Below are 12,024 nucleotides of genomic sequence, written 5' to 3' on the forward strand. Positions count from 1 at the left end.
CCCAGAACCTGTTTAGGATTGTCGCGAGCAAAGGCCAGGCTTACTTGCCTTACCGATACCGGCGTTCATCCAGGGTTAGCAACCGCTCCGGATTGAACACCATCAGCCCGGTCACCACCGTGCCGTTGATGAACGCCTCCGGCAACATGATCAGCGGCAGGTACTGCAGGTATTCGTGCACCAGTTCGTCCCAGCCGTAGGTGCCGGAGCTCCACAGCATCAGCACCATGGAACAGCCGGCCACCGCCACCGCGATCGCCGCCCCGAAGAACCCGCAAAAGAAGATGTAGGCGAAGAAGTTGTGAAAATCCCGACTGCGTTCCCAACGCATGATGCCGTGGCTCACCAGGGCCGGCACCATCACCGTGATCAGGCCATTGGCGGCAAACAGCAGCAGTGGCTCCCGACCGGTGACCACCACGATCAACAGGGCCAGCAAGCCGGCGAAGATCGCCAGGCCCCAGCCCAGCATAAGAGTGACCACGGTCATGGCAAAGACATGGATGGTCAGTCCCGGCGACAGACCGGCGCGGATCTGCCACAACAGACCCAGTGCCACCGCGGCGCCGAAGAAGCTGTGCTGCAGGGAGTGGTCGGTCCGCAGACGCCGCCAGTCGGTGCCGAACCAGGCCAGCAGTAGCAGCAGGAAGAACAGCAGCCCCACCACCAGGTGATGGATTGGAGACAGGATATTGAGCGTCATTCCCATGAATCATGCCTTGAAAGACCAGGAGTCCCACCGGGGGTCTCAAAACCCCGATGGGCCTATGATAGCGGGAATCCGACGTTAGGGTGGAGGGTGAGAGCCCCGGAACCAGGTCAGTTAAGACCCGCCAGGCGGGCTCGAATTTCATCCCGGCGCCCGGCATCGGCCACCGCACGTCCCGGACGATCCGGGGCAGCCAACGCTTTCTCCAGATAGATCCGGGCCCGCTCCCTGTCGCCCTGATTGAGCAGGAAATCGCCAAAGAAGAAATTCGGATCTATGCCCCCGGGGTTGATCTGCAGCGCCGCCTGGAGATGCCGCTCGGCCTCGTCGTCATCGCCGAACGACAGCGGCCAACCGGGCACTTGGTAATACAGGCTGCCCAACGAGGCGTGAGCGGAGCCTTCCAGCGCCTGCTCGTTCAGGGTCAGCGCCGACTCCAGCGCCTTGCGGGCCTGTTTGACCAGGGAGAGGGCCCCCAGCCCTCCCTTGGCACCGGCGTAGGTGCTCAGGACAATGCCCTGCCAGATCAGTGCTTCGGGGCGCTGTGGATTAGCCTCAACCCAACCATCAACCTGTTCCGCCAGGGACTCGAAGGCTTTCTCCCGTTCACCTTCCGGCAGTTCGTATTGAATGTGCGCCCACTGCTGCTGCACAGCCAGCAACTCGTCATCAAACCCGCCGCCCAGGGCCAGCGAACTCAGGCTCCAGAGGCTCACCATCAACACCAATGCTTTCATGAGGATGCTCCTGTGTTCATAAACCGGCGAATCACCGGCAACTGTTTGACCATGGCCTTGTCCACCAACCGGGGCAGGATGCTGTTCAGGGCGACAAAAAACCGTTCCGGCCAGCCCAGATAACGGCGACGCTGATCCTTCTCCATGGCCTCGATGATGCGCGCCGCAACCAATGTTGGATCGTCCATATGGTTACCGAGGGCCGCATTGAGAGCGTTGACGCTGCCGGGGTTCATTGCGGTCCGGGTGGCGCGGGGCGCCACATACAACACCTGAATGTCGGTATCCGCCAGCTCACGCCGCAACGCCTCGGTGAAGCCCCGCAAGCCGAACTTGCTGGCGCAATAGGCGCTATAGCCGGGAAAGCCGATGCTGCCGAAGGTCGACCCCACGAACACCAGGTCCCCGGCTCCCACCGAGCGGAAGCGTGGGACAAAATGCCGGGCCAGCAGCACCGCACTGCGCAGGTTGACCGTCAGCATGTCGTCCAGGGCCGCCGGTGCCAGCTGCTCCACGCCGGCAAACCGGTTCTGCCCCGCACAGTGGATAACGCCATTGATGTCCGGATACAGCTTGGTCAACGCATCCGGTTGCCGCGGAAGGTCCTCGGCACTCAGATCCAGACGCACCGGCGTCACCGGATTACCGGTTACCTGATCGGGGTTGCGTGAGGCAACGACAACCCGGGCACCCGCCGCGAGTAGCGGTTCGATCAGGGCCTGGCCAATACCGCCGCTACCCCCAAGTAACAGGAAGGTTCGGTCACGCAGTTGCATGGTTCACCTCCGTCTGGCCAGAGGCGCACGCGTCGGGCAGGGGAATGGCCCGCAACATGTCGCCATACAGGCGGTAGCAGATGTTGGCAGCCTCGGTGATGGCTCGCTGATCCGCCGGGTCGGTGATGCCGTCCATCAACTCCCGGAAGAACTCGAAATGGTCCTGGTCCAGCTCACCGTGGGAGAACAGGTAACGGAAGGCCTGGTTCGGCAGCCCCAGGTGCTGCTGGATGGCCTTGCCCATGGGCGTGGCCAGGTCGATGCTGGTGCCTTCGAGCACCTGCACCATGCCGAACAGCCCCACCGGGTTGCCCCGACTGATCAGGTCATAGAGGTAGGCCACCATCAGTTTGATGGGCAGGTCCGGTTCGCCATGGCGGACCGCTTCCTTGTCTTCGCCACAGGCCGCCAGGTCGTTCAGGATCCATTCGTGGTGGCCATATTCCTCCTCAATGTACTCCACCAGTGCCTTGCGGACCGACTCCAGACGCTCCGGCAGACGCCCCCCGCAGGCCATCATCAGCGGTGCAGTATGTTTGACGTGGTGGTAGGCCTGGGTCAGGAAATAGGTGTAACTGTCTCGGGCAAAACGGCCCTCGTGAATGGCTTTCAGCACCGGCGCCTCGGTGACGTGACGGCGAGCCTCGGCGGTTTGTTGCTGCAAGGTTTCAAAAAAGGCCATGTGGTTATCCTCATTCAGAAAGGGTCTGTTCTTTTACCGGCGCTGGCGTGCATGACTCCGGCGCCGTGGTGGAAAGGGTCAAGGGTTGCGAGGCCGCCTGCAGCGCAGGCAGATTCTCCAGGATCCGGTGACGGACTGGTCGACCATTGGCAGTGACATGGCCGTCAGCGCGGGTTAAGGGTTCCCGTCTCAGGTAGACACGGCGCAAGCGGGCGTAATCCGGCAACGAGGTGTTCACTTGCCTCAGCGCCGCCTGCACCTGCTCGAGCGGACGTGAGTCGGTGAGGACCAACAGGGCCGAAGGCTGAGCCTCCCCATCACCGAACGCCATTGCCTGGCGGGCGCCGACCCGCTGCATCAGTTCGCTCTCCAGCCATTCCGGGCTGATGTTGCGACCAAAGCTGGTAATCAGCAGATTCTTGCGGCGACCGCTGACCCGCAGGTAACCGTCGTCATCGAGACTGCCCAGATCCCCAGTGGCCAACCTGGCCGCTGGCTGTGTCGGGTCCCCCAGGTAACCCAGGAAGGTGTTCCCACTGACACTAATCTCGCCCTGGTCGTCCACGGTGACCGTGACGTGGGACAGCGGTCGTCCCACGGTGCCCGCCCGCCCCGCGCCCGGCCGGTTAAGAGCCACCACCGAGCCGCACTCGGACAGGCCATAGCCTTCGTACAGTGGCAATCCCAATGCCTGGGCACGGGACAACAGCGCGGGCGACACCCGCGCCCCGCCCACGGCCAGGAACCGAAAATGACCGGTCTTGAGCCAACCTTCCTCGGCGGCCTGAACCAGCGCTGCAGCCAATTCCGGCACCAGGATCAGCGAATCCGGGCGGGTGTGGTTGAGCACCGTGATTAAACGGGAGGCGTCCAGCCCGCTGCTGCCGGTCATTCCCAGCTCCGCTTGCGGCCACAACAGTATCGAGGCCCCCAGGGTGAGTGGCAGGTAAATCCCGGCGACGTTTTCCAGTAATGTCGCCAGAGGCAGCAGACACAGGTGACGCCGAATTGGCACCCCCTGGAGTCGTTCAGCCAGGGCCGATACCGTGGCATCCAATTGGTCATGGGCCAGGCAGACGCCCTTGGGCTTGCCGGTACTGCCAGAGGTAAAGGTGACCTTGCCCGTACCGGGTGGCACAGCCACGGCACCAGGTGTGGTCGGCAACCTCTGCAGGGCGACGGCGCTCTCCAGCTGATAACGAGCTTCCGGCAGGTCCGAGCGTGGACGCAGCAACGCGTCCAGACCGGCGTGGTCAATCAGGTGTTCAGTTTGCCGGGGGGAAAAGAAGCCGGGAATGGGCACACACACCACGTTGGCCATACCACACGCCAGATCCGCCAGCACCCAGGCCAAGCCGTTGTCCCCACACAGTCCGAACCGGGACAACCCGGAGTGACGCAAGCGGTCGGCCAGTCCACTGACCCGCTCCCACAACTGTCGGTAAGTAATGACTTCCTCAGGGGTAATCAATGCCAGCGCGTCGGGCTGGCTGCGGGCATGCCGGGCAAGTATTTCAGGCAATGCAGCCATAACGTCCAGCGCCTCCTGTGTCTCCCTCCGCCCGCCAGGGCCGAATTCGCCCCAACAGACGACGCTCCTGAAGAGCCAGGTAGCCCTCATCAACATTGGCAGCCATCACCCTCGGCCGGTTCTCGTAGTAGCGCCCCCAACCATGCCCGCCATCCGGTAGGCAATCCGGGTTCGCCGGGCCCAGTCCGTGGATACGGATTCCCAGGTGATTGAAGCTGTTGCGCACCTGCTCAGTACCGGTAAAGGCGATCCAGCGGTAGCCCTCGGCTTTCAGCCACACCGTCAGAGCCGGAAACAGGTAACGGGACGCGCCTGCCTCAACGCCCGCCAAATGGGCGATTTCGGCAATTTCCGAGCGATCGGGCTGAGCCAGCGAAGGAATCAGTTGCTCGATGGGCCGTCCGGTGTAATCTTCAAGAAACAGGCGTTCCTCGCTGGCACGACGCACGCCCACCGCCGCCAGCAGGGAACCCTGGCCGGTGGTCAAGGCCAACAGGCTCGGAATACGCAGATTGGGCAGGGCATCATAGGCCTGCAGAAAACGGCGCTGGATAAAGCGGATGACAGCGCCGGCCACCTCCGAGCCCGATTTGACTTCACAGAGAAGCCGTCCGGCGCAGTTGAAGCGGGGCAGCACACTGCCGGACTCCGGCAGACAGGACGTGGACAGCACAATGGGCTCAGACATTGCTGGTGGCTCCTTGGATCTCACTCTTTCAGACTAGGTGCGCCACCTTAATGGGAACTTAACGGTCTCGAAGAGAATGCTTAAGCCGGCGTTAAGCTTTCTCTGACATGCTGTGGCTCCAAAGGATTCGGGAGAGATGCCATGCGAATTTTGTTAGTTGAGGATGATCACCTGCTGGCCAGCACCATGCTTGGCATGCTGCGGGACGATCACAACACCGTGGACTGGCTGGATGACGGCCAGCAGGCGAACAATGCCATCCTCGATGAACATTTTGATTTGGTGATCCTCGATCTCACCCTGCCTCGGGTGGACGGTCTCGACATCCTCAAATCCGCCCGTACCCAGGGTGTCTCCATCCCCATCATCATCCTGACCGCCCGTGCGGATCTGACCGAGAAACTGCAGGGATTGGATTCCGGCGCCGACGACTACCTCACCAAACCGTTCGCCATGGCCGAGCTGAAGGCCCGCATCCGGGCGGTCACCCGTCGTGGCTCAGGACAGGTGGATGGCGGCCTGCGGGTAGGCGCCCTGACGCTCGACCCCGCCCACGGTCAGCTGCGCCTGGGCAACGAGCCCATCACCCTGCCAAGGAGCGAATACCAGATCCTGCATTACCTGATGCGACACCCCGACCAGGTCGCCACCCGGCGGCGGCTGGAGGAACAGCTTTATGGCTGGGAACAGGGGGTGGAGAGCAACGCCCTGGAGGTGCACATTCACCACTTGCGCAAACGGATCGGCAAGTCAGTCATACGCACGGTTCGGGGCGTCGGCTACTTGCTGGACACCCAGGAAGCGGCCCAACTGGAAGCGCATTGATGCCCATGACCAGACACCCCTCCCTCACCCGCAGGGTGACCCTGCTCGTCACCCTGACGGCGCTGACCTGCTTCGCGATTGGCGGCCTTTGGAGCTTCTTTCAGAGTGACCACCAACTGGAAGAGGTCTTTGATGCGGAGTTGGCCCAGAGTACGCGAATTGTCCAGGGTCTGGTCCGCTACCTGGCCCGGTCCCAGTCGCTGGAGGACCTGACCACCACCCTCACCGAAACCCTGAAGCTGCCACGCCAGGCCCTGGAAGAAGGCGAAGACAACGAAATCCTGCCGGGTGGTCTGGGGCACAAATATGAGAAGAAAATCGCCTTCCAGATCTGGACCGACTCGGGCGAACTGCTGCTGAACACCCAGATGCGGGAGCAGCAGCTGGACGATTCGCCGGGTTATGCCTGGGAGGATTACAACGGCTACTCCTGGCGCACCTACACCCTGCAGGATCCGGTCACCGGCCTCTGGATTCAGACCGCGCAGCGGGAAGACGTGCGCGGTGAGCTGAGCCGACAGCTCGCGTTGAGCAATACCCTGCCGCTGTTGCTGGTACTGCCGATGCTGGTGGTGGTGCTGGTTGTCGCCATCCGCTGGGGCTTTACCGCGCTGCGACGGGTGGAGGTATCCGTGCGGGATATGGCACCGGAGTCCATCCACCCCCTGGATGACAGTTCGGCACCGACAGAGGTCCAGGGGCTGGTACGGGCCGTCAATGGCCTGCTGCATCGACTCAACGCCGCGCTGGAGCGGGAACGACGGTTCTCCGCCGACGCCGCCCACGAACTTCGCACCCCCCTGACCGCCCTGCGCCTGAACCTGGAGCGGGTCTGTGATGACCACCCCGGAAGATACGACGGGCTGATCCAGTCCGTGGATCGCATGGTGCACCTGGTGGAACAGATGTTGTTGCTCAGCCGGGTCGACAGTGGCCTGGACTTTCCCCAGGACGATCACAACCTGTCTGCACTGCTCGAGCAGTGCCTCGCAGAAGTCGCGCCGCTGGCGCTCAAAAAAGCCATCGAACCGGAACTGGAGGCCACCCCCAACCAAGCCATCATTCTGTGTAACAGTGCCCTGATCGTGACGCTGATCCGGTCATTGTTGGCCAATGCCATCCAGTACAGCCCCTCCGGTACCCGGGTCACGGTCCACTTGCAGGCGGTACAGGCCGGCTACCGGGTCACCATCTGTGACCAGGGTCCCGGCATTGTGCCGGAATTCCGCGAGCGGGCTTTCGACCGTTTCGTACGGCTGGATCAACGACAGGGCTCAGGGGCCGGTCTGGGGCTGGCCATCGCCCTCCGGATCGCCGAGTTGCATGGGGGCTCCCTGCGACTGACTGAACGGTCTGACGGCCACTCCGGTCTCTGTGTCGAGGTTGAGCTGCCGGCATCTCGGGCTGGCCTGTCCTCTCGTGTCAGCCAGCAACCGACCGCTGAACCCGCCGGCAATTCCCTTTAGAATACCGACAACCACCAAAGGGAGCGGGGCTGTGAGTGAGACCAAGGCGCAATCGAATCGGCAATGGCTAACCAACCGGGACTGGCTGAACCGGGAATGGCAGGCGTTCTGGCTGGCGGTGGGATTCCTGTCCCGCATTCCGATGCTGGTTAGCGTGGACTACAGCGCCAGGCTGATGAACCAGAGCAGCCTCTATTTTCCGCTGGTGGGGCTGATGCTGGGGCTGATCTACAGCCTGCTGTTCCTGGCACTGGCGCTGCTGTGGAGCCCGGCGGTGAGTGTCGGACTGGTGCTGGCCTTCCACCTCTGGCTCACCGGCGCCTTTCACGAGGATGGCCTGGCGGATTGTGCCGACGCCCTCGGCGGCGGCATGACGGTGCGCGACAAACTCAAGATCATGAAGGACAGCCGCATTGGCACCTACGGCACGGTGGCGCTGGTTATCGCCCTGGGCTTGAAAGTGGCGCTGCTGCTGGAGATCCCCAACATCGCCCTGGCGCTGCTACTGGCGCCGTGCATGGCCCGGCTGACGCCCCTGCTGTTGATGCGCTACCTCGACTATGTCTCGGACCGGGACCGCAGCAAGAGCAAGCCGGTGGCCGAATCCTTCTCCACCGACCGCCTGCTGGTGGCGACCCTCTTTACGATTCTGGTTGGCCTGGTGGCCAGTTTCTGGGCGAGCTGGATCCTGCTGTGGGCCACCATCGCCACCGCCGGTACGGCCGCGGTTTGGGGCGGGTCCCTGAAGCGCCAGCTCGGCGGGTACACCGGGGATGCCCTGGGGGCTTCGGTGGTTTTATCGGAACTGGTGTTGCTGCTGTTGCTTGCTGGCGAGTAACGCCGGCCCTGACCTATTCCAATCAACTCTCAAAACCGGAACCAGTACCGATTGTCTGGGTTTGCTTCCCGACAATGGCGACGATATTCTAGAACCCGCTCAGGAAGAGCCAGTAGCGACCCGGAGGGAATTGCCCTCCGGAAGTCATTGTTTCAAGGATTGAAAACATGCCCGACACTACCATCCCTCCGCTGACGGGATTGCAGTTCACCGCCCGTGTGGGCAACCTCCCCAACGACCTCTTCTCCGTGGTCGGTTTCGAATTCACCGAAGCCCTGTCCAGCCTGTTCCAGGGCAAGCTGGAGCTGGCCAGTACTGATCCGGCCATTGGCGGTTCTACCGGGGGACAGATTTCAAATCTGTCCCCCTCCCTGGACCAAATCCTCGAACAACCCGTGGAACTGGCCATCTGGCAGGACGGCCAGTTGTTGCGCCGCTTCACCGGTGTCGTCTCCGAATTCGCCCGCGGCGACACCGGCCACCGCCGCACCCGCTACGACGTGATCGTGGAGCCACCGCTGTGGCGCCTGGGGCTGATGCGCAACAGCCGCATCTTCCAGGCCCAGAGCCCGGATACCATCCTCAAGACCCTGCTGGAGGAGCGGGGCATCGCCGACACGGTGTTCGACCTCAAGCGCACCCCGCAGGAGCGGGAGTACTGCGTCCAGCATCGGGAGAGCGACTTCGACTTCCTCCAGCGCCTCGCCGCCGAGGAAGGCTGGCATTACCGGTCTGATACGGAGCAGGACAACCAGCCGCTGGTGATCTCCGACCACCACGGCGATACCGTGACCCTGCCCGAGGCCATTTACAACGCCACCGCCGGCGGCAGCAGCCGCCAGCCGGCGGTCTTTAAATTCCAGTACCGCGAGCGGGTCCGTGCCGCCTCGGTGGCGATGAAGGACTACACCTTCCGCAACCCGGCCTACGCCCTGATGCACGAGCAGGCCGCTGCCGGCATCGACCACCAGCGCGACGATTATCAATATTACGACTACCCTGGCCGCTTCAAGGCCGACGCCAGCGGCACCGCCTTTACTCAATCGAAACTGGATGCCCTGCGCAACGACGCCAGCGTCGCCAGTGGCGGCAGCAACCGCCCCGACCTCGCCGCCGGCGCCAAGCTGCCCCTGACCGGCCACACCCAGCAAGACCTCAACCGCTACTGGCTGCTCACCGGCGTCGTCCACACCGGCAAACAGCCCCAGGCCCTGGAAGAGGAGGGCGGCTCCGAGCCCACCAGCTACCACAACACCTTCGACGCCATCCCCGCCGACCGCACCTGGCGGCCGCAGGTTAAACACCGCCCATTGATGGACGGCCCGCAAATGGCCATTGTCACCGGCCCGGAAGGTGAAGAGATCCACTGCGACGAGCATGGCCGGGTCAAGGTCAGGTTTCCGTGGGACCGCTACTCCGAGAATGACGAACACAGCAGTGCGTGGCTAAGAGTCAGCCAGGGCTGGGCCGGCGGCCAGTACGGCTTCATGGCCTTGCCGCGCATCGGCCACGAGGTCATCGTCAGCTTCCTCGACGGCGACCCCGACCAGCCGATCATCACCGGGCGCACCTACCACGCCACCAACACGCCGCCCTACGCGCTGCCGGAGCACAAGACCCGCACCGTGCTGAAGACCCAGAGCCACAAGGGCGAGGGCAGCAACGAACTGCGCTTCGAGGACGAGGCCGGCCAGGAACAGATCTACGTCCACGCCCAGAAAGACCTGGACCTGCTCACCGAGCACGACCGCACCGAAGTCATCAGGCACGACAGCCACCTGACGGTGGAGAACGACCGCCTCGGCCATATCCAGGCCAACGACCACCTCACGGTGGATGGCGAACGGCGGGAATCCGTCGGCGGCGACGCCAGTCAGAGCATCGGCGGCACCTTCCATCAAAAAACCGCCCAGGCCACCCTCAGCGAAGCCGGCACAGAGGTACACCACAAGGCCGGTGCCAAGGTCGTGCTGGACGCCGGGGCCGAACTGACCATTGCCGCCGGCGGCAGCTTCCTCAAGCTCGACCCCAGCGGCGTCACCCTGTCCGGCCCAACGTTGAAGATCAATTCCGGCGGCGCGCCGGGGAGTGGATCGGGGCAGGGGGCGAGTGGGCCGGTGTTGCCCAATACCCTGGAGCCCAATTCAGTCGACAAGGTAGCACCTGTGGAGTTGGCCGAGGTCGCTCAGCGACAGAATGCGGACCCAGTGGCCCCGGAGGAAACGGGCTTTACCCGTCCACGTCGTGAACTGATCGTCGATGTGATTGGCAAGGAGCTAGAGGTGATAGACGTGGCAGACAACCCGGTAGCGGAGGGCGATGCATGAGCGATTCACTGACCTTCACCGACGAAGACCTGGACCGCAGCATTCGCCGCAGGGCGGAGTACGACGACAGCAACCCCCGCGACCTGGTCCTCACCATCGCCAAGCGGTCGGGCGGCACCATTACCGTGCCTTTGCTCAGGAACGCCCGCTCCAACCTTGAGCGGGAAGACTATCAGGAAAACACCCTGCTCAGGGTCAAGCCACTGGCGGAAATCGCCGACGATCTACCCGTGGTGTCGGGCTATGGCGCCCCGGTTCATCAAGGCAAGGGAGTGGCGCTGCTACGACCCGGTTACCTGTACGTGTTCCGTGGTAACAGCCTGTGGCGGGAGTTGGAAATCAGCGGCTCGGGGCTCATGAGCGATATCGACCTGGGCAGTGTCCGGGCCGCAGCCTCGAACCCGCAGGGCAGTACCCGCCCCAGTGAAGGCGAGTGGCTGGCCGATGTCCTAGTGCCTGTGTTCCTCCAGGGGCAGTCGGTGATGCATGACATGCGTATGGCTTACAGCGAAGTGCAGTGGGACTGGTCCTATATCCGCCGGCTGGAGCAGGATGATCGTGCACGGGAGGCAAGGACCACCGGCATTGGACATGCCTGGGCTGCTACGGTGACAGAGGATCTAACCTTTGAAAAAGGGTTTCCCGCCGCAGCCGTCGAGAACGTGTCCGAACTGAGGTCGCGGGATCTCGGTATCGAACTGATGCTGGAGAATCCCCGCGATTTCGTGCCGGGATTTGAAGCGCCGGGAGATGACGAGCTCTGCACCAAGCTGGGCAAGTTGCTCAAGCACAACGAGTCTGTGACCCCAGATGCTTTCGACTTGAGTTGTGAACCGGGCACGGACCAGTTGGCGGATATCCGGAGCCAGAAAGGCCTGGTGTGCATCAACATTCCCGACCCCTTGTTCAAGCTCCGCCATAGCCTGGCGCAACTGCACCTGGCACTGCATTATCTGGATGCAGTGGATGTGTCCATACAAAACAACCCAATGGCCCACTCGGCCATGCTGATCCGGCAAGCAGTGTTTGATCCTTCACCAAATGGAAGCCCCAGCGCCCTGGCCAGGTACTCCGAGGCCATCGACCGGCAGAAGTTGGATGAAGTGTTGGACGCAGAGGAAAAGAATCACGCCATCCGTGTCATTGAACAACACGTCGACGAACTTCGGGATCTGATGAAGTGGAGGAGACTTGACCCATACTTCGACGATTACCGGGGATGCAATGACGTTGCGATCTGCGAAGCTTACCTGCTGATTGCCGACAAACTTAATGTCCTGCAACAGATTCCGGGCGTTCTCAGGGCCTGAATTCAGATAATAACCGCAGCACTTTGGGATAACGAGGTAGAGGAAGGAGGGCCGCTGCCGGTACCCTCATTCGCTTTACCGACCAAAGTGAAGCAGTGATGGGATACCGACAACTGACCCAGGAACAACGATACC

11 protein-coding genes are annotated in these 12,024 nt (G+C 62.6%); 5 read left to right on the forward strand and 6 right to left on the reverse strand.

The annotated features are described in order from the left end of the window. Positions 1 to 49 precede the first annotated feature (49 nt). The 6 genes from R3175_RS04595 to R3175_RS04620 form a co-directional block, all read right to left on the reverse strand. Positions 50 to 709: an energy-coupling factor ABC transporter permease gene (locus R3175_RS04595; RefSeq protein ID WP_318942688.1), complete on the reverse strand. Its 660-nt coding sequence runs from the start codon at positions 707 to 709 to the stop codon at positions 50 to 52. 110 nt (positions 710 to 819) lie between these two features. Continuing rightward, positions 820 to 1,446, reverse strand: coding sequence for a tetratricopeptide repeat protein (locus R3175_RS04600; RefSeq protein ID WP_318942689.1), 627 nt, complete (start codon positions 1,444 to 1,446; stop codon positions 820 to 822). After that, positions 1,443 to 2,222, reverse strand: a complete 780-nt coding sequence (locus R3175_RS04605; protein ID WP_318942690.1) for an SDR family oxidoreductase — start codon at positions 2,220 to 2,222, stop codon at positions 1,443 to 1,445. Before R3175_RS04605 ends, R3175_RS04600 begins: the two co-directional genes overlap by 4 nt. Then, complete coding sequence (locus R3175_RS04610) at positions 2,209 to 2,904, reverse strand: iron-containing redox enzyme family protein (protein ID WP_318942691.1); 696 nt, start codon at positions 2,902 to 2,904, stop codon at positions 2,209 to 2,211. Before R3175_RS04610 ends, R3175_RS04605 begins: the two co-directional genes overlap by 14 nt. A gap of 10 nt (positions 2,905 to 2,914) precedes the next feature. Further along, a complete protein-coding gene (locus R3175_RS04615; protein WP_318942692.1) occupies positions 2,915 to 4,435 on the reverse strand; it encodes an AMP-binding protein in 1,521 nt (506 codons plus the stop codon). Further along, a complete protein-coding gene (locus R3175_RS04620) occupies positions 4,419 to 5,123 on the reverse strand; it encodes a thermostable hemolysin (protein ID WP_318942693.1) in 705 nt (234 codons plus the stop codon). The genes R3175_RS04615 and R3175_RS04620 overlap by 17 nt, the downstream gene beginning before the upstream one ends. 141 nt (positions 5,124 to 5,264) lie before the next feature. On the opposite strand from R3175_RS04620, the gene R3175_RS04625 reads away from it, so the two are divergent. The 5 genes from R3175_RS04625 to R3175_RS04645 all read left to right on the forward strand — a co-directional run bounded on the left by R3175_RS04625 (position 5,265) and on the right by R3175_RS04645 (position 11,889). Further along, positions 5,265 to 5,948, forward strand: coding sequence for a response regulator transcription factor (locus R3175_RS04625; protein WP_318942694.1), 684 nt, complete (start codon positions 5,265 to 5,267; stop codon positions 5,946 to 5,948). A gap of 5 nt (positions 5,949 to 5,953) precedes the next feature. After that, positions 5,954 to 7,414 (forward strand): sensor histidine kinase, encoded by a 1,461-nt coding sequence (locus tag R3175_RS04630; RefSeq protein ID WP_318942695.1) that lies wholly within the window; start codon positions 5,954 to 5,956, stop codon positions 7,412 to 7,414. A 31-nt stretch (positions 7,415 to 7,445) separates the two neighbouring features. Then, a complete protein-coding gene (gene cobS / locus R3175_RS04635; RefSeq protein WP_318942696.1) occupies positions 7,446 to 8,252 on the forward strand; it encodes an adenosylcobinamide-GDP ribazoletransferase in 807 nt (268 codons plus the stop codon). Positions 8,253 to 8,434: 182 nt separating this feature from the next. Next, positions 8,435 to 10,579, forward strand: coding sequence for a type VI secretion system tip protein VgrG (locus tag R3175_RS04640; RefSeq protein ID WP_318942706.1), 2,145 nt, complete (start codon positions 8,435 to 8,437; stop codon positions 10,577 to 10,579). After that, the gene (locus R3175_RS04645) at positions 10,576 to 11,889 is read left to right on the forward strand and encodes a toxin VasX (protein WP_318942697.1); all 1,314 of its coding nucleotides are present in this window, start codon (positions 10,576 to 10,578) and stop codon (positions 11,887 to 11,889) included. Before R3175_RS04640 ends, R3175_RS04645 begins: the two co-directional genes overlap by 4 nt. Positions 11,890 to 12,024: the final 135 nt, after the last annotated feature.

Origin of the sequence: Marinobacter sp., assembly GCF_033722735.1 — a bacterium.
In the GTDB taxonomy this organism is placed as follows: domain Bacteria; phylum Pseudomonadota; class Gammaproteobacteria; order Pseudomonadales; family Oleiphilaceae; genus Marinobacter.